This is a genomic window from Nocardiopsis sp. NPDC050513 (assembly GCF_044457925.1).
Lineage (GTDB): Bacteria > Actinomycetota > Actinomycetes > Streptosporangiales > Streptosporangiaceae > Nocardiopsis.
In genome coordinates this window covers 63,593-90,562 of sequence record NZ_JBITHK010000015.1, presented here as the reverse complement: position 1 = coordinate 90,562, position 26,970 = coordinate 63,593, and the positions used below count along the sequence as shown (strand labels likewise).

Annotated in this window: 24 protein-coding genes; 11 read left to right on the top strand and 13 right to left on the bottom strand. The window is 74.7% G+C overall.

Annotated features, from left to right (window positions below; translation table 11 throughout):
* Window position 1 precedes the first annotated feature (1 nt).
* Genes zwf through pgl form a run of 3 tightly spaced genes read left to right on the top strand, consistent with a single transcriptional unit; the run spans window position 2 to window position 3,340 of the window.
* Window positions 2-1,639: a glucose-6-phosphate dehydrogenase gene (gene zwf, locus ACIBFB_RS23305; RefSeq protein ID WP_397233612.1), complete on the top strand. Its 1,638-nt coding sequence runs from the start codon at window positions 2-4 to the stop codon at window positions 1,637-1,639.
* A gap of 31 nt (window positions 1,640-1,670) precedes the next feature.
* Window positions 1,671-2,597, top strand: coding sequence for a glucose-6-phosphate dehydrogenase assembly protein OpcA (locus ACIBFB_RS23300; RefSeq protein WP_397233498.1), 927 nt, complete (start codon window positions 1,671-1,673; stop codon window positions 2,595-2,597).
* The gene (gene pgl / locus ACIBFB_RS23295) at window positions 2,594-3,340 is read left to right on the top strand and encodes a 6-phosphogluconolactonase (protein WP_397233496.1); all 747 of its coding nucleotides are present in this window, start codon (window positions 2,594-2,596) and stop codon (window positions 3,338-3,340) included. Before ACIBFB_RS23300 ends, pgl begins: the two co-directional genes overlap by 4 nt.
* A gap of 65 nt (window positions 3,341-3,405) precedes the next feature.
* Here pgl and ACIBFB_RS23290 read toward each other — a convergent pair whose 3' ends face one another.
* Entirely contained in the window at window positions 3,406-3,834 is a 429-nt protein-coding gene (locus ACIBFB_RS23290) for a DUF6069 family protein (RefSeq protein WP_397233494.1), read from the bottom strand.
* Window positions 3,835-3,963: 129 nt separating this feature from the next.
* On the opposite strand from ACIBFB_RS23290, the gene ACIBFB_RS23285 reads away from it, so the two are divergent.
* On the top strand, window positions 3,964-4,971 hold the full coding sequence (locus tag ACIBFB_RS23285) for an AraC family transcriptional regulator (RefSeq protein WP_397233492.1): 1,008 nt from the start codon (window positions 3,964-3,966) through the stop codon (window positions 4,969-4,971).
* Entirely contained in the window at window positions 4,972-5,352 is a 381-nt protein-coding gene (locus tag ACIBFB_RS23280; RefSeq protein ID WP_397233490.1) for a DUF397 domain-containing protein, read from the top strand. It begins immediately after the preceding gene.
* On the opposite strand, the gene ACIBFB_RS23275 is transcribed toward ACIBFB_RS23280, so the two are convergent.
* Window positions 5,244-6,254, bottom strand: coding sequence for a hypothetical protein (locus tag ACIBFB_RS23275; protein WP_397233488.1), 1,011 nt, complete (start codon window positions 6,252-6,254; stop codon window positions 5,244-5,246). The genes ACIBFB_RS23280 and ACIBFB_RS23275 overlap by 109 nt on opposite strands.
* Window positions 6,255-6,674: 420 nt before the next feature.
* Complete coding sequence (locus ACIBFB_RS23270) at window positions 6,675-7,565, bottom strand: NAD(P)H-binding protein (protein WP_397233486.1); 891 nt, start codon at window positions 7,563-7,565, stop codon at window positions 6,675-6,677.
* A 124-nt stretch (window positions 7,566-7,689) separates the two neighbouring features.
* Here ACIBFB_RS23270 and ACIBFB_RS23265 point away from each other — a divergent pair, with 124 nt between their 5' ends.
* On the top strand, window positions 7,690-8,526 hold the full coding sequence (locus tag ACIBFB_RS23265; protein WP_397233484.1) for a LysR family transcriptional regulator: 837 nt from the start codon (window positions 7,690-7,692) through the stop codon (window positions 8,524-8,526).
* Here ACIBFB_RS23265 and ACIBFB_RS23260 read toward each other — a convergent pair.
* Window positions 8,523-9,071, bottom strand: coding sequence for a carboxymuconolactone decarboxylase family protein (locus ACIBFB_RS23260; RefSeq protein ID WP_397233482.1), 549 nt, complete (start codon window positions 9,069-9,071; stop codon window positions 8,523-8,525). The two genes, ACIBFB_RS23265 and ACIBFB_RS23260, sit on opposite strands and share 4 nt — an antisense overlap.
* A gap of 109 nt (window positions 9,072-9,180) precedes the next feature.
* Here ACIBFB_RS23260 and ACIBFB_RS23255 point away from each other — a divergent pair, with 109 nt between their 5' ends.
* The 4 genes from ACIBFB_RS23255 (at window position 9,181) to ACIBFB_RS23240 (ending at window position 11,056) form a co-directional block, all read left to right on the top strand.
* Window positions 9,181-9,747 carry a TetR/AcrR family transcriptional regulator gene (locus ACIBFB_RS23255; protein WP_397233480.1) on the top strand — a complete coding sequence of 189 codons (567 nt, stop codon included), beginning with the start codon at window positions 9,181-9,183 and terminating at the stop codon, window positions 9,745-9,747.
* Between the two features lie 193 nt (window positions 9,748-9,940).
* Window positions 9,941-10,330 carry a nitroreductase family deazaflavin-dependent oxidoreductase gene (locus ACIBFB_RS23250; protein WP_397233478.1) on the top strand — a complete coding sequence of 130 codons (390 nt, stop codon included), beginning with the start codon at window positions 9,941-9,943 and terminating at the stop codon, window positions 10,328-10,330.
* A 52-nt stretch (window positions 10,331-10,382) separates the two neighbouring features.
* Complete coding sequence (locus ACIBFB_RS23245; RefSeq protein WP_397233475.1) at window positions 10,383-10,673, top strand: ArsR/SmtB family transcription factor; 291 nt, start codon at window positions 10,383-10,385, stop codon at window positions 10,671-10,673.
* A complete protein-coding gene (locus ACIBFB_RS23240; protein ID WP_397233474.1) occupies window positions 10,670-11,056 on the top strand; it encodes a VOC family protein in 387 nt (128 codons plus the stop codon). The genes ACIBFB_RS23245 and ACIBFB_RS23240 overlap by 4 nt, the downstream gene beginning before the upstream one ends.
* A gap of 66 nt (window positions 11,057-11,122) precedes the next feature.
* On the opposite strand, the gene ACIBFB_RS23235 is transcribed toward ACIBFB_RS23240, so the two are convergent.
* The 3 genes from ACIBFB_RS23235 to ACIBFB_RS23225 all read right to left on the bottom strand — a co-directional run bounded on the left by ACIBFB_RS23235 (window position 11,123) and on the right by ACIBFB_RS23225 (window position 15,798).
* Window positions 11,123-12,697: an alpha/beta hydrolase gene (locus ACIBFB_RS23235; protein WP_397233610.1), complete on the bottom strand. Its 1,575-nt coding sequence runs from the start codon at window positions 12,695-12,697 to the stop codon at window positions 11,123-11,125.
* A gap of 213 nt (window positions 12,698-12,910) precedes the next feature.
* Window positions 12,911-15,079: a CRISPR-associated protein gene (locus tag ACIBFB_RS23230; RefSeq protein WP_397233472.1), complete on the bottom strand. Its 2,169-nt coding sequence runs from the start codon at window positions 15,077-15,079 to the stop codon at window positions 12,911-12,913.
* Between the two features lie 347 nt (window positions 15,080-15,426).
* Window positions 15,427-15,798: a hypothetical protein gene (locus ACIBFB_RS23225; RefSeq protein ID WP_397233470.1), complete on the bottom strand. Its 372-nt coding sequence runs from the start codon at window positions 15,796-15,798 to the stop codon at window positions 15,427-15,429.
* A 362-nt stretch (window positions 15,799-16,160) separates the two neighbouring features.
* Here ACIBFB_RS23225 and ACIBFB_RS23220 point away from each other — a divergent pair, with 362 nt between their 5' ends.
* Entirely contained in the window at window positions 16,161-17,306 is a 1,146-nt protein-coding gene (locus ACIBFB_RS23220) for a hypothetical protein (protein WP_397233468.1), read from the top strand.
* Between the two features lie 16 nt (window positions 17,307-17,322).
* On the opposite strand, the gene ACIBFB_RS23215 is transcribed toward ACIBFB_RS23220, so the two are convergent.
* Genes ACIBFB_RS23215 through ACIBFB_RS23190 form a run of 6 tightly spaced genes read right to left on the bottom strand, consistent with a single transcriptional unit; the run spans window position 17,323 to window position 26,524 of the window.
* Entirely contained in the window at window positions 17,323-19,581 is a 2,259-nt protein-coding gene (locus tag ACIBFB_RS23215) for a TIGR03986 family CRISPR-associated RAMP protein (protein WP_397233608.1), read from the bottom strand.
* Window positions 19,581-20,318 carry a hypothetical protein gene (locus tag ACIBFB_RS23210; protein ID WP_397233466.1) on the bottom strand — a complete coding sequence of 246 codons (738 nt, stop codon included), beginning with the start codon at window positions 20,316-20,318 and terminating at the stop codon, window positions 19,581-19,583. The genes ACIBFB_RS23215 and ACIBFB_RS23210 overlap by 1 nt, the downstream gene beginning before the upstream one ends.
* Window positions 20,315-22,162, bottom strand: a complete 1,848-nt coding sequence (locus ACIBFB_RS23205) for an RAMP superfamily CRISPR-associated protein (protein WP_397233465.1) — start codon at window positions 22,160-22,162, stop codon at window positions 20,315-20,317. Before ACIBFB_RS23205 ends, ACIBFB_RS23210 begins: the two co-directional genes overlap by 4 nt.
* Window positions 22,159-23,958 carry a hypothetical protein gene (locus ACIBFB_RS23200; RefSeq protein WP_397233463.1) on the bottom strand — a complete coding sequence of 600 codons (1,800 nt, stop codon included), beginning with the start codon at window positions 23,956-23,958 and terminating at the stop codon, window positions 22,159-22,161. Before ACIBFB_RS23200 ends, ACIBFB_RS23205 begins: the two co-directional genes overlap by 4 nt.
* Window positions 23,955-24,716 carry a hypothetical protein gene (locus ACIBFB_RS23195; RefSeq protein WP_397233462.1) on the bottom strand — a complete coding sequence of 254 codons (762 nt, stop codon included), beginning with the start codon at window positions 24,714-24,716 and terminating at the stop codon, window positions 23,955-23,957. The genes ACIBFB_RS23200 and ACIBFB_RS23195 overlap by 4 nt, the downstream gene beginning before the upstream one ends.
* Window positions 24,713-26,524, bottom strand: a complete 1,812-nt coding sequence (locus ACIBFB_RS23190) for a hypothetical protein (RefSeq protein WP_397233606.1) — start codon at window positions 26,522-26,524, stop codon at window positions 24,713-24,715. Before ACIBFB_RS23190 ends, ACIBFB_RS23195 begins: the two co-directional genes overlap by 4 nt.
* Window positions 26,525-26,970: the final 446 nt, after the last annotated feature.

Here is a 26,970-nt window from a genome sequence, read left to right as displayed (position 1 = left end):
GATGCCCGGAGCGGTGCCCAACCCGCTCCGCGACGCCCTGGACCGCCGTCTGCCCCGCATCGCCGGGCCCAGCGTGCTGGTCCTGTTCGGCGTCACGGGCGACCTGGCGCGCAAGAAGCTGCTGCCCGCCATCTACGACCTCGCGAACCGGGGCATGCTCCCGCCGGGCTTCGGCCTGGTGGGCTTCGCCCGCCGCGACTGGGAGCACCAGGACTTCGCCGCCCAGGCGCACGAGGCGGTCCGCGACCACGCGCGCACGCCGTTCCGTGAGGACGTGTGGCGCCAGCTGAGCGAGGGCATCCGTTTCGTCCCGGGCGACCTCGGCGACGACGACGCCTTCGACCGCCTGGCCGACACCGTGCGCGAGCTGGACGCCCAGCGCGGCACGGGCGGCAACTACGCCTTCTACCTGTCGCTGCCGCCCAAGCTCTTCCCGACCGTGGTCACCCAGCTCAAGCGCTCCGGGCTGGCCGAGGCCAAGGAGGGACAGGAGGGGACCGCGCCGCAGGCGTCCGTTGAGGGTGGTAGCCCACCCCCCGCGCAAAGCGCCCCCCGTGGGCGACGGCGGGCGACGGGTGGGCCCGGCGGCACGACGCCGTGGCGGCGGGTCGTGATCGAGAAGCCCTTCGGGCACGACCTCGACAGCGCCCGTGACCTCAACACGGTCGTCGACGACGTGTTCCCGCCGTCGTCGGTGTTCCGCATCGACCACTACCTGGGCAAGGAGACGGTCCAGAACATCCTGGCGCTGCGCTTCGCCAACACCCTCTTCGAGCCGCTGTGGAACCGCAGCTACGTGGACCACGTGCAGATCACCATGGCCGAGGACATCGGCGTGGGCGGACGCGCGGGCTACTACGACGGGATCGGCGCGGCGCGCGACGTCATCCAGAACCACCTCCTCCAACTCCTGGCCCTGGTCGCCATGGAGGAACCGGTCTCCCACGACGCGGACGCGATCCGCGCCGAGAAGGAGAAGGTGCTGTCGGCGGTCTCGCTGCCCGCGGACCTGTCCACCGGGACCGCGCGCGGCCAGTACGCCGCCGGGTGGCAGGGCGGCGCGGCGGTGCGCGGCTACCTGGAGGAGGACGGCATCCCGTCCGACTCCTCCACCGAGACCTACGCCGCCCTCAAGCTCATGGTGGACACCCGGCGCTGGTCGGGGGTGCCGTTCTACCTGCGCACGGGCAAGCGCCTGGGGCGGCGGGTGACGGAGGTGGCCCTGGTCTTCCAGGCGGCTCCGCAGCAGCTGTTCCCCCGCGCCGACATCACCGAACTGGGGCAGAACGCCCTGGTCCTGCGCATCCAGCCCGACGAGGGGGTGACGCTGCGCTTCGGCTCCAAGGTGCCCGGCGCCAGCATGGAGGTGCGCGACGTCAGCATGGACTTCACCTACGGCCAGTCGTTCACCGAGGCCAGCCCGGAGGCCTACGAGCGGCTCATCCTGGACGTCCTCATCGGCGATCCGCCGCTCTTCCCCCGGCAGGAGGAGGTCGAGCTGTCCTGGCGGATCCTGGACCCGATCGAGGAGTTCTGGGCCGCGTCGGGCCGGCCGGAGCAGTACGGCTCGGGCACCTGGGGCCCGGAGTCAGGTGAGGCCCTGCTCGCCAGGGACGGCCGCCAGTGGCGGCGCCCGTGACCGCCCACGACCACGCCGGAGGGAACCGCCGATGACGCTCTACCTGCCGCACACCACGACTTCGGCCATCGCCGAGGCGCTCATGGCCGAACGGCACAGTGTCGGCGGCGGCGCCATGAACATGGTCCTGACCCTGGTCATCGTCACCGACGAGGCCGACCACTACGACGCGGTGCGCGCGGCGACCGAGGCCGGGCGCGAACACCCGTCGCGGGTGGTGGCGCTGATCCGGCGCGACCCCAAGGCCGACCCGGCGATCGACGCCGAGATCCGCCGCCCGGGAACGTCGGGCCCGGGCGAGGCGCTGCTGCTGCGGCTGTACGGGCCGCTGGGCGAGCACCCGGACTCCGTGATCACGCCGCTGCTGGTGCCGGACGCGCCGGTCGTGGCCTGGTGGCCCGGGGTGGGACCGACCGATCCCGCCGCCGACCCGGTGGGCCGTCTGGCCCAGCGGCGCATCACCGACGCGCTGCGCGCCCCCGACCCGCTGACCGACCTGCGCGAACGCGTGTCGCACTACACCCCCGGCGACACCGACCTGTCCTGGACCCGGCTGACGCCGTGGCGATCGCTGCTGGCCAGCGCCATGGACCAGCGGTGCGGGTGGGTGACCTCCGCGACCGTGACGGCCGAGGAGCACTACCCCAGCGCCGACCTCATGGCGGCCTGGCTGACCGACCGGCTCGCGGTGCCCGTGGAGCGCGCCGTCTCCGACGGGCCCGGACTGACCGAGGTCCGCCTGACCACCGACCAGGGCGACGTCGCCCTGACCCGGATGGACGGGCGGGTGGCCACGCTGTCGCGGCCCGGCCAGCCGGACCAGACCGTGGCTCTGGAGCGGCGCGGGGCGGCCATGGCCCTGGCCGAGGAGCTGCGCCGACTGGACGCCGACGAGATCTACGCGAGCGCCGCCCGCCACCTGGGGCCCAAGCTCGCTGGAAGCGGAGCGAGGGCATGAGTGGACCGGAGATCCTCCGGCACGCCGACGGGGACGAGCTCGCCGACGCGGCGGCGCGACGGCTGTCCGACCTGATCGCCGGGGCCGGACGGGACGCACGAGCGTTCCACCTGGTGCTCACCGGCGGCGGGGTCGGCATCGCGACCCTGCGCGCGCTGGGCGACCGCGCCGAGGCGGTCGGCCTGGACTGGGCGCACGTGCACCTGTGGTGGGGGGACGAGCGCTTCCTGCCCGAGGGCGACCCCGAGCGCAACGAGACCCAGGCCCGCGAGGCGCTGCTGGACCGGGTGAAGCTGCCGGTGCACCACGTGCACCCGATGCCCGCCTCCGACGGGATGGACGGGGACCACATCGGGCACGCGACGACCCGGTACAAGCGGGAGCTGACGACGGCGGCGCGCGGCGAGGCTCCGGTGCCGCCGTTCGACGTGTGCCTGCTGGGCGTGGGTCCGGACGCGCACGTGGCGTCGCTCTTCCCGGGGCTGCCCGCGGTGCGCGAGGACGAGTCGGCCGTCGCGGCGGTGCACGACTCGCCCAAGCCGCCGCCGCGGCGGATCTCGCTGACGCTCCCGTCGATCCGGTCGGCCCGCGAGGTGTGGGTGCTGGCGTCCGGCGAGGGCAAGGCGGAGGCCGTGCGGCTCGGACTGGCGGGCGGGGACCCCGGTGAGGCGCCCGTCGCGGGAGCGCGCGGTGACGAGCGCACCCTGTTCTGGGTGGACGAGGCGGCCGCGTCCCGGCTCTGACCGCGTGAGGGGAACCGTCCCGGCCGGACACCGGGTCCGACCGGGGCGGTTCCCCGCGCGGCGCGTCAGGCGACGGTCGAGCTCCGCCAGAACACCGGGACCAGGATGGCGGCCGCCAGGACGTGGGTGAACACCAGGACCGCCTCGGTGGCCGCGGCTCCGCCGACCGACAGGGACGGCACGCAGGACACGACGGTGAAGACGACCGCCGCGACCGTCCACAGCAGCCGTCCGCGAGCCCCCATGAGGCGTTCGGCCAGGGCCAGGGCGCCCCAGCCGATGAGGCCGAAGAGCGCCGTCCACATGACGAACGCGGCGACCGGGACCGGGCCCGGCGGCATGCCGGGCATCTCGATCACCATGTCGGCGCCCAGGAGCGGGGCCAGGGCGCCGACGACCGCGGTGGCGACGCTGGCGGCGGCGACGGCGCCCAGCCGGGGCTTCCACGCCCGACGGGTGCTCGCGGATCGGGCTTCAGGGGATGTGGTGGTCATGTCGACTTCCTCGTGTCTCGTGGGTACGCAGTAGACCGTACGGACATCCGGCGAGACATCCTATGCGTGAGACGATCACTCCTATACTCGATCGTCCACGAGGCATGTGATGTGGGGTACGCTCCGAGCATGGACCTACTCAGTGACGCGGTCGCGGCCGCGCGCTCGGAGCAGCCGTGGGCGGCACGGATCGCCTGGCACTCCCCCTGGGGCATGCGGTTTCCCGACTCGCGCGGGGCGTCCTTCCAGCTCGTCCTTCAGGGTTCCTGCTGGGTGCTGACCGAGGGGAACGAGCCCCTCCCCCTGGGCGTGGGCGACGTCCTGTTCCTCCCGCACGGCGAGGGGTACGCCCTCGCCGACCGCCCGGACGCGCCGGTGTCGGAGATGACGTGCGCGCCCGCGCTCAGGAGGTGGGAGGAGGGAGGCGGCCCGGACGCGCCCCTCGGCGAGTACGTCTGCGACGGGCACGGGGCCAGGCCGCACCCGCGCTTCGGTTCGGCCGTCCTGGGCACCGTGTCCGAGGATCCGGCCACCTGTGTGACCGTCGGCGGGTGCTACCGGAACGACTCCACCCGCCCCCACCCCCTCCTCTCGGAGCTGCCGCCGATGGTGCACCTGCCCGCCGGTGTGGGACAGCGTCCGGAGGTGGCGGCCGCCATCGACCTGCTGGGGCGGGAGTTGAACGAGACGCGCCACGGGCGCGGCGCGGTGATCCCGTCACTGCTGGACGTCCTGCTGATGTACATCCTGCGCGCGGTCCTGGAGGAGCACCGTCCGGACCGGATGTGCGGATGGGTGTCCGCGCTGCGGGATCCGGCGGTGAACGCCGCGATCCAGGCCGTGCACGCCGACCCCGCCCACCCGTGGACCGTCGCCGGGATGGGCGAGCGCGCGGGACTGTCGCGCGCGGCCTTCTCCCGGCGTTTCACCTCGATGGTGGGCCAGTCGCCCCTGGCGTACGTGACGTGGTGGCGGCTGACCCGGGCGAGGGAGCTCCTGGAGCGCACCGACGTCCCGATCAGCGCGATCGCGGCGCGGGTGGGCTACGGATCGCAGTTCGCCTTCGCCAACGCCTTCAAGCGGGAGTTCGGCATCGCGCCGGGACGGTACCGGGCGGGGTTCGCCGACGCGTCCTGAGTGTTCCGCCCGGACGCGGGCGTCCGGGCGGAGCGGTCATGGGGCCCACAGGCAGAGGAGAACGGCGGGGCCGCATGCGTGGAGGCCGGAATCCTGCGGGACGGCTCCGGCCGGGTCGCCGTCCGCCACAGCCGCCGCCCCGAGGGCGCGCACATCGTCTACACCCGCCAGGGGCGGGAGGCGTTCACCCAGGGCGTCCGCGCGGGAGAGTTCGACGTCGACGGCTGGCACGGGTGCCCAGCAAGCCGGGCCACCACCGACCACAGCCGTGATCAGAACTCGGGAACCTCCTCGGTCCCCAAACCCAGGGCACAGCTGAACACCTCCGGCGTCTCATGGCACGGCACGAAGGTACGACCCTCCGCCTCCCCGTACGCGTAGGCCGCCAGCCAGTACTGCTCGGGCCGCTCAGGCGGGGCCTCGGCGAAGAAGGGTCGGTCGCCATCGCGAAGGAGGACCTCGTCCGTGTTCTGTTGGGCGTCGACGTACCGCGCTTCGATCTCCCATTCACAGGACCGCCCCTGAACCAGGGCCTCCACCCGGAGGCCGCCCGGCTCCAATCCACCGCCCAGATCGATCCGCCTTCGACTGAAGTAGGGCTGGCCTTGATCAGGTCCCTCGTCCGCGATGTACAGCGTGGGGTCGTTGTCGTTGAGATCCACGACCACACCCGGATAGGACGCCTGACCAGCCGGAGGATAGTCCACGACAGTCACGGCCGTCGGTTCCGCGCACGAGATGTTGACGGGGGTCATGTCCACGATGCTGAGCTGAGAAGTACGTGTCGACAGGAGATTCATGTTGAACACCGCGGCACCGAATTCGCCGGTCGCACCGGGCTCCTCCCAAGACCACCCACCCGGAGGTCCTGTTTGCAAGCCGCCGAAATCGCGGATCAACCGCCCACCCAGAGGTCGGAGAAAGTCCCACACCTCCGTGGCCGGAACGGTCTGAAGCGTCTCTCCCTCCTCCGCCGTCAGCGGACGGTCGAGGACGATCGAGAAAGTGTCGGCGGTTGACGTGTCGTAGGTGATCGAACTGGTGAAGGGTGCACTTTCCTGGTCGACCTCCACCTGGGCCGCCCTCTCCTCGCGGAGCCGCGCCTCAGTGGACCACACGTCGTAGGCGAAGGTCGCGACAAAGCCGCCCACCACGGTGAGGAGAGTCAGTACCACGTAGATCGCCCATGCCCGGAGACGAGTCCGCCGTGGTACGTCCCGCCCCTCGGGAAGGTACCGGTCACGGAGGATCCCGAGGGCCGACGGCGGCGCGTCCCGTTCCACCTGAGCATGTGGCCGTCTTCGCCGCCGCCGGGGGAAACCGGGAGATAATCGTCCCCTCCTGGGACGCCGCGACGACGAGACGGAATCGGACCTGGAGTCGTCGGAGCCATTCCACCCCTCTATCTCGCCCATAGCCGGTGCCGAGCCTCCTTCTCACAGCGACGCATCCGAGGCGACGGTAATATACTTGTCACCTTCTGTCGCGGATTTTGGCCCAGAGCGGCCATTCCGGAGACCGATGCCACCGAGTTCATCTCGGCACTGAGCGAGGAGCCATCGTGACCCCCGAGCCGACGTTCCAGCACCTCTCCAGCGCGTTCACCCAGGGCGTCCGCGCGGGAGGGTTCGACGTCGACGGCTGACACGGGTGCCCCCGGACCGCCGTCCGGGGGCACGATCTCGTTCCCGGGGATCGGGGGCTCAGCCCAGGACGGCCGGTCTGAGCACGTCCTCGCACCACTGGCGGAAGCCGGTGGGCGCCGACTCGGGGGTACGCGGCACACCGGGACCGTAGAAGCCCTGCCCGTCCATGGCCTCCACCATGTCGACCAGGCCGTCCGCCCACGCCTCGCTCGCCCCGAAGCGCAGCATCGCCGCCCGGTAGTCCGCGCCGCCGACGTGTCGGACGCCGACGGGACGGTCGAGCACCTCGGACACGACCTCCGCCATGCCCTCGGGGGACAGATCGTCGGGTCCGACCAGCGGAACGTCGTCCCGCCCTGTCCAGGCGTCGTCGAGCAGCAGCCGGGCCGCCGTCGCCGCGATGTCCCGGGTGGCGCACGTGCGCAACACCCGATCCGGTGTCAGCGCCAGGGAGAACACGCCCGCGTCGCGCATCGACCCGGCCTGACCGAGCAGGTTCTCCATCAGAAACGGGGGGCACACCGCCCGGTAGTGGACGCCCGTGCCCGCGACGGCCTCGTCCATGGCCAGCGACGCCGAGATCTGCCCGGCGTTCTCGGCCACGCCGCGTCCCAGACTGGAGACGGCGACCACCCGTTCCAGGCCCTGCCCTGCGATCACCTCGCACAGCGGCTCGGTGAAGTCGCGGAAGTGGCCTTCGACGCTGTCCGCCGAGGGGTTCGGGGGCACCAGCCAGAACACGCTGTCGGCGCCCGCGCACGCCTCCTTCAGGACGAGGGGGTCGGCGTGCGATCCGCGCACGACCTCGACGCGTTCGCGCACCCGCGCGGACAGGCGGGCGGGATCGCGGGCGATCACCCGGATCCCCGTCGCCCGGTTCGGGGCGTCGAGGAGGCGGTCGAGGACCTGACGGCCGATCTGGCCGGTCGGGGCGGTGACGACGATCATGGACGACTCCTGGAGGGGTACTCGATCGGACGTCCACGAGCCTGCTACGTGGCGCGCCCGAACTGAAGGATCGATCCGCTCTCAGTCGTTACCCTCAGGGCAATACCGATCCGAGGGGGAGACCGTGGAATCCCGCCCGCTGCGCTACTTCGTCGCCGTCGCCGAGGAGCTCAACTTCACCCGGGCCGCCGAGCGGCTGGGCATCTCCGCACCGCCCCTGTCCCGCGCGATCCGCCGGTTGGAGACGCAGATGGGGGTCGCGCTCTTCGAGCGCACCACCCACAGCGTGACACTGACCCCCTCCGGAACGGTGCTGCTCGCGGAGGCCAGGATCGCGCTGGACGCCCTGCACGCCGCCGAGCGGCGAGCCCAACGCGCGGCCGAGGAGGAGCCGAAGCTGGTCCTGGCCGCGAAGGCCGACGGGGACGCGGGGCTGCTGGAACCGGTCCTGGCGCGGTTCGCGTCCGATCCGGCCGCTCTGCCGGTCGCCGTCCGGCTGTGCGCGTGGCACGAACAGCCGCGCATGCTGCGCCGGGGAGAGGCCGACGCGGCCCTGGTCCACGAGCCCTTCGACCGCACGGGTCTGGACACCGAGACGCTGACGGTCGAACCGCGTGTCGCCGCCCTGTCCGCTCGCCATCCGCTCGCCGCCCGGGACCGCCTCGCCCTGGCCGATCTCGGCCTGCGCCCGGGGGACCTGCACCGATACCTCGACGAGGTCCGGGGCGCGGCCCGCGACCTCGCCCAGCTGCTCGCGCTCGTCGGGCTGGGCGACCTCGCCCCGGTGCTGCCGGCCTCCGTCGCCGCCCGCTATCCCCGTCCGGGCGTCGTCTACCGGCCGGTCGCGGACGCACCGCCGGCGGTCCTCGTCCTCGCGTGGCCGCAACAGTCCCGTTCGAGGGCCACGGCGGCGCTCGTCCGCGCCGCCGTGGCCGTGGCCGACGACCGTGCGAACTCCTAGAGCTCGGCGAGCGGCTTGGCCACCGGCCACTCGATGTCGACGTCGAGGGCCTTGTTCACGTAGTTGGTCAGGACGTTGAGCGCGACGCCCGCGACGACCTCGACGATCTCGGCGTCGCTCAGACCCGCCTCGCGGGCCTTGGCCAGGTCCTCGTCGGCCAGGGACCCGCGCGTCTCGGTGACCTTCACCGCCAGGTCCACGACGGCGGCGGACCGCGGGTCGGTGCTGGTGCCGCGGCGGGCGGCGACGATCTCGACCTCGCTCACCTTGGCGACGTTGGCCGCGATGTAGGTGTGCGCGGACAGGCAGTAGTCGCAGCCGTTGACCTCGGCGACGGCCAGGGCGACGCGCTCGCGGTCGGCGGCCGACAGCTCACCGCCGCCGAGGGCGCCGTTGAGGCCGAGATAGCCCTTGAGCGCGCTCGGGCTGTTGGCGAGGGCCTTGGCCAGGTTCGGCACGACGCCGAGGGCCTTCTTGACCGCGTCCAGCTGCTCGGCGGCGACGGGGCCGGCGGAGGCGGGCTCGATCAGGGTGACACGGGACATGGGAGGCTCCTTCCGTGGATCGAACAGACTGGTTCGTTCGATCGCAGGTGAATCTAGACCCCCGCGCCCCACCTTGTCAAACAGATCTGTTCGTTCGATACTGGCGGGCATGACCACCACGAACCGACGGACCCCCGTGCGCGAGCGACTGTTGGAGACCGCCGACCGGCTCTTCTACGGCGAGGGGATCCACGCGGTCGGCATCGACCGGATCATCGCCGAGAGCCGCGTCGCCAAGTCCACGATGTACGTGCACTTCCGCACGAAGGAGGACCTGGTCGAGGCGTACCTGCGCCGACGGCACGCGGCGATAGCCGACCACGTCCAGGCAACGCTCGACCAACGGACCGACGGGTACCGCGAGCGGGTGCTGGCGGTCTACGACGCGCTCGAAGGGTCGCTGTGCTCGACCGACTGGCGCGGTTGCCCGTTCACCAACGCGGCCGCGGAGTACCCGGCCCACGAGGGCATCCGCTCGGCCGTACGCGACTGGCGCGACTGGCTCCACTCGCTCTTCGACCGACTCTTGGGCCCACGGGCGGAGAAGGAGTACCTGGTCCCGGCGCTGATCCAGCTCGTGGACGGATCCATGACCGCCGCCCACCTGGACCGCGACACCGGCGCGACATCCGTCGCCCGGCGCGTCGCCGCGACGCTCCTGGACACGGCCGTCTGACGGCGGGGGCGCGACCGCCTCGGACACGCCCTCCGCAATCGATCAGGGATCGGGAAGCGTCCCGAACCCGCGCTCACTTAGTGTGACCGTCAGGGACAACATCGTCAATGAGTGGAGGCAGTCGATGGCACGGGGGCGGAAGGCCGGAGGCCGTGGTGGGCACGGAGCGTTCTCACGCTGGATGCAGCACCGCATGAACGCGCGCGTCATCCGCAAGATCCGGGATGGGCGCGGGAGGTTCATGGGCATGGACGTGCTGATCCTGCACACGGTGGGTCGGCTCAGCGGCCAGGAGCGGGAGACGCCCGTGGCCTGGTTCCCCGACGGCGGGGACTCCTGGCTGGTCGTCGCGTCGGGCGGCGCGAAGCGGCATCCGGACTGGCACCTCAACCTGGTCGGACGCCCCGAGCAGGCGGCGGTCGAACTGCCCGGCCGCGACGTCGTCCCGGTGTCGCCGGAGGTGCTCGACGGCGCCGAGCGCGAGGATGCCTGGCGGCGCGTCGCCGCCGCCCAGCCCCGCATCGAGAAGTACCAGCGCAAATCCACCCGGGCCTACCCGGTGATCCGCCTCACCCGGAAGTAGCGGACCAGGCCAGGACTCGATAGGCAAGTGAGCACTTGCCTATAGTGGGGGCATGGCCGACGACGTCTTCAAGGCACTGGCCGACCCCACGCGCCGAACGATCCTCGACGAACTCGCCGAGCGGCAAGGGCAGACACTGTTCGAGATCTGTGGTCGGCTGAGCATGAAACACCAGCTCAGCATGTCCCGCCAGGCGATCTCCCAACACCTCTCCGTGCTGGAGGCCGCGGGCCTCGTCGAGACCCGACGCGAGGGGCGCTACAAGTTCCACGACCTGAACACGGCTCCGCTGAGACACATCGCCGAGCGTTGGATCAGGCCCGATACACCGGAGGACTCATGAGGATCCATCTGACCAGCGTCTTCGTCGACGACCAGGACAAGGCCCTGAGCTTCTACACCGACGTGCTGGGATTCGTGAAGAAGACCGAGGTCCCGCTCGGCGAGGCCCGCTGGCTGACCGTGGTGTCCGCCGAGGAGCCGGACGGCACCGAGCTGCTCCTCGAACCCGACGGCCACCCCGCCGCCAAGGCCTACAAGGCGGGTCTGGTCGCGGACGGCATCCCGTGCGCCCAGTTCGACGTCGACGACGTCCAGGCGGAGTTCGAGCGGCTCCGGGACCTGGGCGTGCGGTTCACCCAGGAGCCGACGGAGATGGGTCCGGTCACCATGGCGGTGTTCGACGACACCTGCGGCAACCTGATCCAGATCGTCCACCACGCGTAGGCGCCGGAGGACGCGTGTGCCCCCGGACCGGCGCGGTCCGGGGGCACACGCGGGGTCGGGCGGGGGTCAGACCGCGCTCGGGCAGGACACGTCTGCTCCGAGCGCCTCGCCCGTGAGCAGGTAGGCGTCCACCGGGTCGTCCACGCACGCGCTCTTGTCGTTGCCGTAGAGCGTGTGCCCGGCGCCCTCGTAGGTCACCAGGGTCGCGGTCTCCAGCTGACCGGCCAGCTCCTCGGCCCACGCGTACGGGGTGGCCGGGTCGCCGACGGTGCCGATCACGACGACCGGCGGGGCGTCCGGGGCGGTGAACCCGGTCGGCGCCACCTCGGTGTCCGGCCAGTACGCGCACGGCAGCTGGTCCCACACGAGGTCGGCACCGAACAGCGGCGACTCGTCCACCGCCCGGTCCGCGGCGTCCCGGTAGGCGGCGATGTCGGTCGGGTCGTCGCGGTCGGCGCAGTTGATCGCCGTCAGCGCCACCTCGTAGTCCAGCTCCTCCTCGCCGGGCTTGGTCTCCGCGGGCTCCTCGTCCCCGTAGAGCCCGTAGGTGTTCTCGTACAGCAGGTCGAGGTACTCCCCGGTGGCCACGGCGTCGCCGGCGGCCAGGGCGACGACCAGCTCACCGAGGTAGTCCCAGCTCTCCTCGTAGTACAGCTCCATGCTGACCATCGACACCAGCGTGGCCCCGTCGACCGCGGTGCCCTGGACGACCGGCGGGTCCTGGTCGAGCGCGGCCGTCAGGCCCGCCATCACCTCGTCCGCGTCGGCCGCACCGGAGAACGGGCAGCCCTCCCGCGTGGTCGCGCAGTCCTCGGCGAACAGCTCCCACGTCCCCTGGAAGCCCATGGCCTGGTCGTAGGCGACCTCGACGTTGGGCCGGTCGGTCTCCACCGCGCCGTCCAGGACGAGGGCGCGGGCGTGGTCCGGGTACATCTCGGCGTAGAGCGCCCCGATGTAGGTGCCGTAGGAGTAGCCGACGTAGCTCAGCCGCTCGTCGCCCAACGCGTCGCGGAGCACGTCCAGGTCGCGGACGACGTTGACCGTGCCGATGTTGGCGAGGAACTCCTCCCCCACCCCGTCGACGCAGTCCCGCGCGTACGCCCGGGCGCTCTCCTCCAGGGGCTGGAGGTCGGCGTCGGTGAGGTCACCGGGGTCGGCGTCCGCGAACCCCTGGCGCACCTCGACCATGGCGTTCCAGTTCCCGCACACGAACCCGGAGCTCTCGCCCACGCCGCGCGGGTCGAAGGAGACCAGGTCGAAGGAGGCCCTGACCTCGTCGGAGAACGAGGGGTAGTCCAGCATGTCGAGGCCGGTCACACCGGGTCCGCCGGGGTTGACCACCAGCGATCCCACGCGTTCCTCGGCCGCTCCCTGGGCCGGGGCGCGCACCACCGCGAGGTCGAGGGTCTCGCCCTCGGGCCGGTCGTAGTCCACCGGGACGGAGACGGTCCCGCACTCCAGGGCCTCGACCCACGCGGCCTCCGACCCCCATTCGACGAGCTCGTCGACCTGCGTCCCGTCGTAGCAGGCGGACCAGCCGATCGTCTGGCCCGCGAACGCCGCCGTGGCGTCCGCCGCCTCCGCCGCCTCCGACTCGCCCGCCGTCGGGACGCACCCCGAGACCAGGGCGGTCACCGCCATCACCGTTCCGGCCCCCAAGGCCGGGACTCCCCACCGCACCCGCGGCTCCGTTCTGTCCACGCGTCGCACTCGACGCGATGCTCTGCTCCATGGCGCGCCGCCGGGATCCTCCGGTTCGGCGCACGGGGGATGGGATGGACCGAACCGCGTTCCGGTTGCGCCGAATCCGCGGGGACTCGGTGACGCTGGACACAGGCCGCGGGCGCGGTCGGCTCAGAGACGGCTGACGTCGGTGTCGAGGAGCGCGGGGAGCGCGTCGGGCGACGCCGTCACCACCAGGGGGCGCAGCGGTTCCCCGAAGGAGAGGCGGTCGGCGGGTGCGCGGTCGCCGGGGGCGGTGTGCGCGATCCAGTCGACGAGTTCGCGCGCCCGGCCGACGTCGCGCCCCGGCCGGGTCAGGGCCACGACCGCGCCCGCCACGTCGCAGCGCAGCTGGAGGTGGAGGGTCGCGGCGAAGGCGCTCTGCGCCCACGCGCCCGGTGTGACGTCGTGGGTGCGGCCGTCGTGGGCGCGGCGCCTGCGCCAGGCCGGTGCGGCCAGGCCGACCGCACGGTCGTCGAAGGTGAGCACGAGGCTGGGCCGCTCCTGCGCGGTCAGGCACTCCCGCGGATCGGCGAGCGTGGTGTCCATCCACACCGCGACCGGGCCGCTGGCCGCGTCGGCGAGCGCGGCGCGCGCCGCGTCGACGAGGGCCGCGTCGACCTGGGTCCGGGCGGCACGGCACAGGCGCGCGGCGAGCGGCCCGTCGAGCGGTGCGTACCCGGGCAGGACCAGCGGCCAGTCCACGGCGGCGCGCCCCTTGAGCGGCAGCACGCCATGGGTGCGGCAGACGACCGCGCGCTCGTGCGGCAGTTGGTAGGTCACGCAGGCTCCCGAGCGCAGGGCGGCCAGGGCCAGGCCGAGGCTCATCGCCTTGGTACCGGTGGTGATGTCGGCGATCACCGGGGGCGGCGGGGTGTCCGGGTCCTGCCCCGGAGCGGTCTCGCGCACGATCCAGTCGTGGGCCACGGCGGCGACCGCCTCGGCGTCGGCGCCCTCGACCGGGTCGGGGGTGAGGCGCACACGGTCGCGGTACCCGGCCTCCCGCAGGCGGTCGGCGTCCGCGGGAGCGGCCCCGGGGTGTTCGGCCGCGTGCAGGGTGCGGGCCGCCGCCACGCGGACGTTGTCGCGCAGGCTCTGCCGCGAGGGCAGCACCAGCGCGCGGGCGGGACGGTGGGCGTGCACGGCGGTCAGGGTGCCCAGGCGGCTCCCGCCCAGTGCGGTCACCAGGACCGGCCCGTCCCCGGGGCCCGGGTGGGCGACGGGGGCGGGGTCGGCGTGCGGAGCGACCGGCGGGATCGGGCGCGACGGGGCGCCGGGCGGGCGGGTGCGGGGCGTGGGGAAGAACGCCCCGCGCAGGTCGTCGAAGGAGGTGATCCGCTCCAGCAGGTCGCCCAGGTTCCACACGTGCACGAGCCGGGCGGTCAGCGCCGGGCTGTACGCGGTGATCGCCTCCCGCAGGCCGGGGACGACGGGACCGGTGTAGACGAACAGGACCTGGGCGGCGCCGCCGAAGACGCGGCGGGCCTTGGCCACGGTCCACCCGGCGCGCGCCACGACGTCCGCGGGCCGGGTCTTGGCCTCCACGCACAGGACCCGGTGGCGGTGGCGGACCACGGCGTCGAAGTCGGCGACCGAGCCGGTCGGGTGGACGGGGTCGGCGACCTGCCGCGGGCCCAGGACCTCGGTGTCGGGCTGGCCGCGCAGGAGTCGTCGCAGGTGGGACAGGACACGCCCCTCGGCGACCACACCGCGCCTGACGGAGGGGGACATGTCCGGGAATCGGGCCAGGAGCGCCTGTTTGCCGCCCTGGGCGACGAGGCGGACGGGTTCGGGGTCGCGGTCGTCGAGCCACCGGGCGCCGTGGACCCCGGCGAGGGTGCGCAAGTCGACACCGGTGGTGGCGAGGGGCAGGCCGGGGTGGACGGGGTCGGCGGTGCTGAGGGTGTCGCCGCCGGCGTCGAGGTAGTGGCGCCAGCGTCCGGCGTGCGGGTGGCGGTCGGCGGGGAAGGCGTGTCGGTGGAAGAGGGCGGCGGCCACGCTCATGACCTTGGTGCCGCCGGTGTAGTCGAGGAACCAGGGGCGTGCGCCGTGGTCGCGGTGGAAGGCGTCGAGGGCGGCGGACACGGCGGCGAAGTCGTGCGGGTCGGGTCCCGCGCTCAGGGGGCGGACGGAGGAGGGAGCGGCGATCCGTTCGACGGCGGCGGCGACGCGGTCGGCGATGGCCCTGGTCCCGTCGCTGCACAGCAGGGCGACGTGGTCGGCGGGCAGGGTGAGCGAGGAGAGCAGGGCCGGGGTGGGGTTGCGGCCCACGAGGACGACGGCGGTGCGGGGAGTGTCCACGACGTCCTTCTCCGACGGGTGGTCCGGGGCCTCCACGCTAGTCCAGGCTCGACGCTTTCTCCAGGGTTCGGTGACCGGACGTGGTCGTCACGCCACTCACGGCCGTCCAGGAACCCCTGGGCACCGACAGGCACGCGGTCGTCCAAGGGCTCACGGACATCAGGGGACCCACGACCGTCCGAGGATTCACAGACATGGGCGAGCACGCGGTCTTCCAAGAAGACGTGGCCACCAAGCGACTCCCCCACCTCTCAGGGGCTCATGGGCTTGGACGGGCACATGATCCTCCAGGGGCGCGCGGCCGTCGTGGGACCCAGGGCCGGTGGGGGACGCGCGCTCGCGCGGGTTCACCGGCCCGCGGGCTCCGGCCGCGCGGGCACGGGCCTGCCGCTGATGACGAACGACCGACAGGCGGTGACCACTCCGCGCCCGTCGCGGACCAGGTCGGAGGGGACGAGCAGGTCGTGGCGCTCGGGGTGGGCCGAGCCGACGACGGAGGACACGATGAACCACACCCCCGCCTGCGGTTCGGGCAGGTCGGCACGCGTCCGCCGCTCCGCCACGAGCGGCACCCCGGCGGGCACGCCGTCGGCCTCCGCCACCGGTACGCGCACCGCCTCCACACGTACCGGGTGGGTCGCCCGGGGCCAGCTCTCGATCACGCGTGAACGCTCGTCGACGACTGTCACCACATGCGGCGTCAGGTTGAACACCGGCATCCGGCGACCTCCGTTCCTCTCGCTCCGCGACGGCCTCCGCGGAGTCGCGGCGGGCCGCGTCGGCCCCGGCCGGGGCCGTCATCGCAAGTCTCTCGGACACAGCCGCGCGCCCTGCTGGGACGCTCCCAGCGGCCCGGTCGCGGGGCTGGTGTGACGTGTGTCCGTTTCGTAGCGCTCGGCGACACGAATACGGATTCGGGACCCCGTCCGGACATTGACAGTGCGTTCGGAACCGCCCTACTTTGGGGGCGGACCTCCCGTTCACGCGGGGGTGTCCGGACACGGTCTCACCGACTCTCGCACACGCTTTCCCGGAGGGCTGGGAGAGCGACCCGGCCCCGGATCCCCGGGGAGAAGAGTTCGTGAGCACGCACCACTGCTCCGCCTGGGAGCTGTTCGGCTCCGCCGCCTTCCTGCGCGCGTTCACGCGTGTGCTGGGGTGCGGGCCCTGCTCCGCGGACGGAACCGCCCAGGGCTGCGCGGGTCACTCCGAGCAGTTCTGCGACTACGTCGACCTGTGCGCCGAGCACTGCCCGTGCCCGGTCCACGGCGGCGACCCGACCAGCGTCATCGCCGTGCGCATGGCACGGGCCGTGCCCGCACCGTCCGGCGTCGACCGCACCGCCGCCCACCGGCTGCGCGACGCCCTGGACGACGTGCGCCGCGACCGGTCGTACAAGAACCTGCGCCGCGTGTACCCCCAGCCGACGGCGGGCGGACGGACCCGGTGCGCCTTCTCCGAGCGCCCCCGCCGCTGGGCGCAGCGGCGCGACGTCGCCGCGGTGGCCGCCGACGTGGTCGACCAGGAGGCGCTGGCCCTGCTGGTGCTGACCGCCGGATGGGGCAACCCGGCCGCCGACCTGCCCGAGGACATCCACCCGGGCGAGACCGTCTCCTTCACCGAGGACGGCAGCGCCGTACCCGTCTCGGACCTGCACGGGCGTCCGGTCACCGAGGCCAAGGAGCCTCCGATGGTCTCCACCGCGACCGGCGACTACCTGCTGCGCAAGCTCGCCGAACTGGCCGCCGGACGCGACGCCGACCAGGCCCGCACCCCCGACCAGCGGCGTCGGTTGCGTCTGCGCGAGGTCCTGCCGGGCGTCAGCGGCGAGGACGTCGCCCGCCGCCTGACCGGGGTGCTGGGGCGCATGGCGGTCGACATGCCCGCGCACTTCCGCCTCGTCCAGCAGGCCCGCGGCCGGGCGCGCAGCGCCCCCTACGCCCCGGTGCCCGACTCCCCCGCCGTCGAGGAGGACACCACCGACCGCCGCGAGGTGCTCTCACCGGCGGAGCGGTCCTGGTTGGAGGACACCGGCCGGGAGCTGGCCGTCCGCGCCCAGGCCGACCGCGCGCGCTTCGACGCCGATCCGCGGGACGCCCTGGACGGACTGCTGCGCCGGATCCTGGAGGAGGGCTCGGGCGTGCCCGAGCGCTGGCACGGCGCCCAGGACGACCCCGACCTGCGCGCCGACCTGCTGGAGGCCTTGGCGGAGGCGATCGAGGGATGAGCCCGGCGCCTCCCGCTCATCCGCCGTGTCCGGGGCCGTCCGAGGTCCGGCCGCGCTCCCGGTCCGCGTCGGCGAACCGGACGGTCAGCGGCGGCAGGACCGGGTACTCGGCGAACTCCCGCAGGGACATCACGGCCGTGCGGTCCCACGGAAGCCGGTCGCGCCACCGGCTGGCCAGGCACACGTCCACGGCCTGGTCGACCTCGCGCCACCGCTCCGGGCGAGCCTCTCCGGGCAGCCTGCCCGCGACCAGCGCGGTACCGAACGCGTCCAGGAACCCCCGCACGCGGGCGTCGGTGGCGCGGGCGACCCCGGCCGCCGGATCGAGCGAGACCGCGCGCGCCCGGCGGTCGACCAGGTACAGCTCCGGCCGCAGGTGCACGCTGCCCATGCCCAGCGACTTGCCCATGCCGATCTTGTGCGCGTGGGCCGGGTCCGCCGGGTCCCCGCCGTCGACCGGGTTGTCCAGGAGCAGCGCGCGCAGCAGCACCCCCAGTTCGCCGTCGGTGAGGTTGGTGAAGGTGACACGCGAGCGGAAGGTGAGGCCGTCGCGCAGGGGCACGACGTCGCGTTGGGTGTCGCGGACCGGCTCGGCCCGGTGCCCGGGCGGGAGGACCGTGACGCCCAACTCCTCCTGGGCCCGTGCGTCGTACCGCACGGGGCTGCCCCATGCGGCGCGGTGCCGGTGCAGGTAGGTCTTGAACCCGCCCAGACGGACGCGCCCCTCGTGGGACCAGGTGACGATGTCGGGCCGGTCCCCGGCCGCCGCGTCGGGCCCCTGCACGAGGTAGTTGGCGAAGCAGCCGCGTTGCGGGGAGAGCAGGCGCACGCGCAGGGCCGCGCAGTCGGGGTAGTCGGGGTCGGGGTCGGCGCTGAGCGCGTGCCCGAAGGAGACCCGGCCCTTGGACGCGCCCGCCTCCCCGGCGAAGGTGTCGGTGTCGCCGAACATCGCGCGGCACACGTCCACCGGGCGGCCCGCCCGGACCGCCCGGTCGGGGTCGCCGTGCTGGGGTCCCAGGACCGCGGCGGGGACGGCCCGGCGGACGGGGTTGTCGTCGCTGACGGCGATCCGGTAACCGCCCGACCGGCCGAAGGAGACGACGTCGCCGGACAGGTCGACGTCGAACCAGACCGGTTCGAGCCCGTCGCGGGGCAGTCCGCCCCCGCTGGCCCCCGCCACCGGCGGGCGGCGGGGCTTGGCGGTGTCCACTCCGAGGCCGTCGGGGAAGGCGACGCGCTGGTAGCCGGTGATCTGCTCGGCCGACTCGAACAGCTCCACCATGGCGTCGGGGACCGCGGACCGACCGGAGCGCAGGTCGGGCGGCCGGGGAAAGAGGTAGGCGTTGCGGCGCTCCCCGGCGGCGACCCCGGTCAGGACGGTCAGGCACGGGACGATCCCGCCGCGCCCGCGTCCCGCGGCGTGCGGGGCGCGGGCGTCGAGGTAGCTCCGGGCCTCGGGTTCGGTGGGGGCCACGGCGCAGATCCGTTTCTCCCCGGGCAGGTGGACCGCGTGCACCCAGCGGAACTGGAGTCGGCCGTGCTGGTCGTGCGCGGTGGGGACGTAGCCGCCCGTGCGGGGCGGGTCGGGGAAGTCCGCGACCCCGAAGTCCCAGGTCAGCAGGCTCTCGCGGAGGACGTCGAAGGACACCCTCAGCGCCTGGCCCGCTTCGCCGGTCAGCGGGGTGGCCGGAACCTCGACGACGTACCACCGGTCCTCGTCGGCGGCGTGGAACAGGAACCCCTGCTTGGTGCGCAGGCCCGCGCGGCGTTTGCGGTAGTGGGCGTGCTGGTGGGCCATGACCTGGCGGGCGCGGGTGGACAGCGCGCTGTCGGCGCTGTCGGGGTCGATCCGCACGGGAGCGCGGAAGAACAGCATCGGGGTGTTGACCGGACCTGTCTCACCGCTGGTGAGCATGCGCACGGTGTTGCGGACGAGGCCGCGCAGAGTGGAGCCCGGGATGGCCGGGAGGCGGGCGTCGCCGTGCGGGAAGCGGGTGGAGGCGTTGACCGCGCCGCGGTCGAGGGTCTGTCCGACGAACGTGGGAGTGAGGGTGGTGAGGGTCAGCTCGATCCAGCCCGAGTGGGTGCCCTCGACCGTGCGGTCGTGGCTGCGCAGGAGGTCGTCGGTGCGCAGTCCCGCGTGCAGGTCGGCGGCGGGCAGAGGGGCGTCGGCCAGGCGCACCAGGCCGTAGGGCGCCGTGGCGGGGTACCGGGCCGGGGGATCGCCGTCCTGGTCGTCACCGCCGCACGGTGGGGACCCGTGCGACCGCCGCATCAGTCCCCCGCCCATCGGATCTCGTCGCCGGTGCCGACGTCGATCTCCGGTCCGGTCGGTTTGGCGCCCGTGGACAGGCCGGTGAGACGGTGGAAGGCGACTCCGACGGCGCCGGTGGCGGGGTCCGCGGCCCAGTACTCGCGCACGGTCAGCCAGGTGCCCCGGCTGGTCAGCGCCGTGCGCCCGCCCGGGGCGGGGCGGGCGTGCCCGGCGAAGTCGGCCCACGCGGCCGGGAGGACGGCTCTGGCTCCACCGGGCTCGCGCGTCACCGACAGGGGCGCCCGGGAGTCGACGGTGCGGCTGTGCGCGGGCCCGTTCCACCCCTGGAGGAGGAAGGAGCGGTCCCGTGGGCGGAGCCAGTCGGGGACCGGGGCGGGGTCGTCGGAGCTGATCCACCCCGTCTCGGCCCGTTCGCCGAGGCGGATCTGGGCGGTGGCGGAGAAGACCAGGACGTCCAGGATCCGCCAGCGGTCGGCGGCGGGGACCAGGGGCCGTGTGGTCGGATCGGCGCCCGGATGAGTGTCGGAGCGGAACCAGCGGTCGCCGGGACAGGTGCCGGTGACGCGGGCGTCGCCGAGTTCGGCGAGCAGCCACTGGGGCTGGTCCGGGGAGTCGGGCGCGTCCAGGAGACGGCAGCGCGATCCGTGGTCGAACACGTCGGTGAGGACGCCGTCGACCTCCTCCGGGGTCAACCGGCGGACGGCCAGGCCGGCGGGTCGCGGGGGGCGGTGGGTCACCGGTCACCTCCGGTCGGGTCGGCGGGCGCCAGGCGGGCGTGCAGCGCGGCCAGCCAGCGCCGTGCGGTGGCCGCCTCGGGGCTGGCGGGCGCGAACACGGCGGTGGCGAGGTCGACGGTGCGTGCGGGTCCGCCGTCACCGGGGTGGAGGGTCAGCGCGGCGGCGGTGGCGGTGAGGCGCCCGTTGCCGCTGCCCGCGCCCGCGCCGAGGGTCTCGAAGGGGACCGTGGCCAGTTCCCGGATCAGGAGAGCGAGCAGGCCGAGGACGGCGTCGTCGGGTTCGCGCACGTCGAGGACGGCCTCGGCGGTGCCGCCGCAGTGCAGGTCGGTGGTGAACAGGCGGCCGTCGACCGCGTCGCCGAACAGGGCGTCCACGGTCAGACGGGTGGTGGTCAGCGGCGCGCCGCCGATCAGCACGGGGGTGGCGCGCAGGAGCACGCGCGAGGGTCGGGGCGCGCCCCGTTCGGTGTCGGCGCCCCACCAGTGGGCGTGCCAGCGCCGCCAGAGGGAGGGCGGGCCGCCCAGGTGTTCGGCGGTGTCGCGCACCAGGCGCGCGGAGACCCTCTTGAACAGGGAGAACAGGGCGGTGTCGCCGAGGACGGGCGCGAGGCGGACGGCGGCGGGGTCGGCGGCGGCCCCGACGGGGCGGTGGCGGTGGGCGCGGTCGACCGCACCGATCCGGTCGCTGGCCGGTGCGTCCCCGATCATGAGCAGCCCGGGGCGCGGGTCGGGCGGCGCTCCGGCTCCGCGGGCGGGTGGCCCCCCGATCCCACGGGAGACACCCGTTCCCGCAGCGCGCGCGGGCACCTCACGGCGCTGGCCGGCGGTCGTGTGGGCGGAGTCGGCCGTACTCCGCCGGGCGCGCCCGTCCGGCCCGTCCGTGGATGCCGTGCGCCCGAGCGTGGCGCGGTCGTCCCCGGCCAGGGTCCGGGAGCCCCCGGCGACGGGTGGCGCGGCGCGTTCGCCGACGGCGAGGGTCAGGTGGAGTTCGGCGCGGTGGCGGCGGTCGGCGACGGCGGCCAGGGCGGTCAGGTCGACGGCGGTCGCCTCGTGTCCGCGGGATGCCAGCTCATCCCGCAGAGCGGTGAGCAGGCCGGTGCTCTCCCCCGGTGCGGCGCGATCGGCGGCGTCCGCGCCGGCCACCGGGCCCTCCGGGGCCGCGGCGTCCTCCGACCAGCGCTCGGCCCAGGTCCGCGCGTGGTGGGCGAACCATCCGTGTTCGCCGGTGAGGTCGTACCTCCGGGCGCTCCAACGCATGGCCCGCACGGCCCCGTACCCCCTCCCCGTGCGACCCCCGACGTGCGCACCCGTCCCCGATCCGTCGAGCCCTCCGGTGGCGAGCACGAGCAGCGCCAGGAGCCCGGGTTCGTCGGCGGGGGTGGGAACGCGCAGGCGCACGTGCGCGGTGAAGACGGTCCCGGCGGGCAGGATCTCCCACTGCCACGTCCGTCCGGGCCGGACGGCCCCGGTGGCCGGGTCCACGCGCGTCCCCGAGCGCACAGCGACCGTCGCCCCCGCGGGCAGGACCGCCTGGGCGTCGTCGAGGTCGAGCGCGCTGGGGGCGGGCGGCGGCACGTCCTGGCCGGTCTCCGTCCGGGGTTCGGAGGCGCCGAGGAGCGCGCGCACGCGGTCGGGGTCGCCGGTGCGCTCGGCCAGCTCGTGGCGCAGGAGCCCGGCCAGGGTGGTGGCGCGCAGACGGGGCGCCCCCGTGCGGGGGTCGCGGTCCAGGCGCAGGTCGACGTCGCTCTCGGCGGCGTGGCGTGCGGCGGCCTGGGCGGCGCCCACGTGGGTGTCGGTCAGCAGGCACAGGCGCGCGGTGACCTCCCAGACCAGGGCCGGGATCACCTGCGGCCTCCCCGGGGCGGGCCGCCGTCGGCGGCCGGGCGCAGGACGCGGGCGGCCTCGGCCAGCCAGGACGAGACCAGGACCAGGCACAGCCGCGCCGCTCCCCGGCGCTCCCAGGCCAGGGCGTGCGCGGACAGGCCGCTGGGGTGGGCGCGCGGTGGCCTGCCGTCGGCCAGGGTCAGGTCGACGGCGGCGACGGCCTCGGCGTAGGCGGGGCCGTGCCGGGGATCCGGACGGTTGTCGGCCCACCACGCGGCGGCGCCCTCGGCCAGGTCCTCCAGCCAGGCGCGGACCGTGACGGTTCCGGGTCGGCCGGGTCGCGCCAGACGGGCGCGCTCCAGCGCGCGCACCGCCCGGTCGTGCAGCACCCTGCGCGCTCCCGAGGGGTCGGTGTCGGCGGAGGGGCCGCCCGTGACGGTGCGGTGCAGGGCCGCCAGGGCGTCCTCGTGGGTGTGGTGGGGGTGGACCACGACCTCGCGCAGACGGCCTACCAGGCTGGGGGTCAGCGGTGTGAGCAGGTGCGCCGACCCCTGCGCCAGCGCGCGGGCGTGGTCGCGGACCGCTGGGGCGGCCGCGTTCCACAGCAGTTCGTCGTACAGGGAGCGCAGCTGGGCGTCGGCGTCGGGGTCCGGCGGTGTGGACAGCGTGGTCCGGTCCCCGCCCGCGAGGGGTTCCGCCACCGGGGCGAGCGGTTCGGGGACGGGCGGCGGCGGGAAGGTGAGCGTGAACTGGCCGTGGCCGTCGACCACCCGTTCTCCCAGCGGGTGCGCCTCCAGGAGCCGGGCGCGTTCGGTGGTCAGGTCCCGGTCGAGGCGGAGCCGCACCACGGCGCCGGGCCGGGCGGCCCAGCGCTCCGCCATCGGCCCCTGGTAGCCGCGGTGGTAGGCGCCGACGGTCTCGGCCTCGACGTGGCTGGCCAGGATCTCGGCGCGGGTGTCGGGCAGGTGCCGCCCCAGGAGGTCGAGCACGGCGGGGACGAGCGCGTGGGGCCGGTGCTGGCCGTGCTCGTCCACCACGAGCGCGGGGGAGAGCAGCAGGAGGTCGACCGGGGCTCCGGCGGGCCAGGAGCGGTCGGGGTGCACCGGGTCGACGCGGTCGTGCGCGAGCAGGCGGTCGGGGTCCGCGGGGGTGACGCGGACCCCGCCGTGCGCCCGGGCGCCGCCCGATCCCAGCGTGAGCGTGCCCTCGGCCTCGGCGAGGGCGGCCACCACCCGTCGGGCCAGGACGTGCAGGGCCGCGGTGTCCGGAGCGAGCAGCTGCCAGCGGGCCTCGAAGACCTGTCCGGCGTCGAGCGTGGTGGTGAGGAAGGGAACCCCCTGGGGGTTGGCGCCGACGCGGGACCGGCCGAGGTACTGCTCGGCGGTCGTGCGCGGGCGGGCGCGCAGCGAGCGGTCCGGAGTCAGGGGGTCGCGGACGGCGCGGTAGGGGGTGGCCGGGTCGGTGGGGCCGAAGACGTCGACGGTGGTGTCGCCGTCCTTGCCGGGGGTGTACAGGTGGGCGGGCGGCGGAAGGGCGACGGCGGCGCGGGGCAGGTGGGCGGCGACCGGGTCGCCGTCGGGTTCCAGGCGGGGGTGGGCGGGGGCGAAGCGCAGCGCGTCGCCGCGCGCCACCCAGGCGTCGAGGTCGTCGTGGCGTCCGGCGCGGTGCAGGGCCGCGGCGAGCATGCCGCGCTGGGCCCGCCCGCTGATGACGTGTGCGGAGTCGACGCTCAGGGGGTCGAAGGCGGTGCGCACGGCCAGCGTGTCGGTGAGGACGTAGCGCAGCGGCAGGTAGGCGGTCCGCGGGGCGGGGGTCACCGGGGCTCCCCTCCCCGGCTCGCCCAGCCGGTGGAGGCCCCCGGAGCGGGCGAGGCCGCCGAGGCGGGTGGGCCGGGCGCCTTCCCGGGGGGCGGCGCATCCTCCAGGACGGGCGGGGCGGCCAGCCGCAGCGTCGTGGCGTGCGGGTCCTCCGCCCCCGGGCCGACCAGACGGACGTCGACGCGACCGCGGCCCCGGGCCCCCTTCGATCCGATCTGGGTGGTGGCCAGGCAGGCCCGGGCGAGGATCCGCCAGTGCTCCTCGTCCGGGGGTGCGGCCCAGGTCAGCGCGGCGGTGAGGGTCAGTCCGGGCAGCAGGACCCGGTGGGTGCGCAGCCGTCCGGGCTCGGGAGCGCCGTCGGGGCCGATCTCGACCCCTGACTCCAGGGCGGTGTAGGCGTCGGTGACCGCCCGGCGCAGGGCGGCGCGCAGGGGTTCCGCGCGCCCGGCGAGCGCGCGGCCCACGGCGGCGCGCACGTCGTCGCCGAGGACGGCGTGGCCCACGCGCAGCATGCGGTCGGGGCCGTGGGAGCGGTCGCGGCCCAGGAGCTCGTCGGCGGCGCGGGACAGGTGCGGAGCGACGGTCGACGCGCTGGCCGCCCCGGCTCGCAGTCGCGCGGCCAGGCGGTGGCGGGGCAGGTAGGGCAGGCCGTGGTCGTCGGTGACCACGTCGGTGTCGGCCCCGGTGCCGTCGGCGCTGGCGCCGACGAAGAGGGCGGGTGAGGCCAGGTGCACGGCGATGCGGTCGGGGCGGCTCACCGGAACGGGCCCTTCACCGCCGGGACCGCTGCCTGACGGTCGGGGGGTTGGGGCAGGTGGGGCGGGAGGGCCTCGGCCAGGCCCGGGTCCAGGTGCAGGTCCATGACCTCGACGGCGTCCAGCAGCGCTCCGGGGGTCCAGTCCGCCGGCAGCGCCACGGGGGCGCCGGTCACCCGGGTCCGGCGGTCGATCTCGGGACCCGGGTCGGCGCCCGCCTCCAGGAGCGGGACGAGCGCGGACACCAGCCAGCCCCGGTGGCGGGTGTCGCCGTCGGCGAGGAGGCTGCCGGGCGCTCCGTCGGCCAGGTAGCGGTCCAGGAAGCGGGCGAACCCGGTGCCGGTCAGCGGCAGGGCGGTGCGGGGGCCGGGGGCCCGACGGGCCTGGTCGAGTCTGCGCAGGACGCGCTCCACCCCGTCGAAGCGGGTGGTCCAGGCGACGGTGTGGTCGTCGGGGGCCGTGGGGTCGGTCGCGGCGCGGTCGACGCGGTGCTGTTTGGCGCGGCGGCACATCGCCTCGCACAGGTCGTACCCCAGGGACAGGGGCGCGCCGACGGGCTGGACCGCGATCCCCGCGCCGACGGTCGGCACGTGCGTGGTGTGCACGCGCCCGTCCGGTCCGGTGACCGTGCGGCCGCCGTCGGACGCGCCGCCGCGGGCCCCGGCGAGCGCCCGGTGCAGGGCCACCCGGGGGTCGCGGGAGTCGGCGATCCGTTCCGGGTCGGCGTCCAGCCAGTCCAGGGCGTACCGGGTCAGGCTCAGCGCGAGCCGGGCGTCGCACAGCACGGTCAGGTCGTCCCCCGCCACGACGATGGGGCGCAGCGGCAGTCGGACCGGCCCGGTCGGCGTGTGGAAGAGGGAGACCGGTCCGGCCGCCCCCGTTCCGGGGATGTGCGGGCGGCGGCCGGAGTCGGCGCGGACGGTGGCGGCGACCGCGCGGACCAGGGCCCGGGCCAGCCCCTCGGTGAGACCGGCGATGCGGGTGGACAGGCGCCGCTGGGCCAGGGAGCCCGATCCGGGGACGGCGGGGTCGGCGGCGCGGTCGCGGTAGTCGCCGAGGATGACGCCGAGCCCGTTGACGTCCACGTGCACGACGGCCAGACGGCTGACGTCGCCGTGGTCGCGGCCGAGCCGGTCGACCTCCATGGGGAGCGCGAGTTCGGGCTCGCCCGCGGCGGTCACCGCCCCGTCCAGCCAGGCGGAGCTGTGCGCGCGGTGCCAGCGGCGGCCCACCCCGCGTGCCCGGGCCACGTCGGCGGTCACCCGCTCGTGGACGCCCGCGTCCCCGTCCTGGGCCCGGCTGCTGTCCACGACCTCGGCGGGTCCTCCGGTGACCGCGCACACGGCTGTGACGCCGTACCCGTGGGCGGGGGTGTGCAGCGCCGACATGTGCCGCCGGGCGTCGCGCAACCGCGACGGCAGCACCGCCAGGGCCTCGTCCACGCCCGCGACGGCCGGCTCGGCCCCCGTCCCTTCCCCGGCGGGGCCGTAGGGGACCAGGGCGACCACGGGGGTGAGCCGCCCGGCCAGGTCGCGCAGCCGCCGGGTGTAGCGGCCGGTGAACTCCCGGGCGGCGGGCAGATCGGGCACGACGACGGTGAGGGCGCCGCCCGCGTCGCGCAGGACCACGTGATCGGGCGGCAGCAGGTCGGCGACGCCGTGGCGGGAGCTCGCGGTGTCGGTCAGCTCCGCGACCAGGGCCGCCCGTCCCACCGCGTCGAGGATGCGCCGACCGCCGAAGACGAACGCCTGGATGCCGCGCAGATCCACGCCGACCACCACGCCGCTGACCGGCGGGGCTCCCGCCTCCACCCGGCGGGGGAGCGACCGCGCCGGGAGCGGCGGTCGAGGGTCGCGACGTGTCACCGGGGGTCTCCCTCTGGGCGGGCAGGGATCGGGTACGGACGTGCGGGCGTCCTGGTCATCTCTCTCGGACGCTGCCGGTACGGCCTCGGCCTCCACCGATACCAGGCGCACCGCCCATGAGGCACCATTTCATCACGGATTGTCCTGTTTCTGCCGTTCCCGGGGCAGTGTCCGAGAGAGCTGGATGCGCATCCGCCCTTCCCTCACGGAGAGGTCCCCACCATGACCCGGCACCTTCCGGAACCCACGGCGCTCCCCGGCCCGTCCACGGCCCCGGCGCCCACCGTCCCGGCGCCGCTGACCGCCCAGGACCTGGTCCCCCACCTGCGAGGACTGGCACGGACGCTACGGGAGCGACGGGAGGACCGGGTCCACACGCCGCCGTCGTGAGG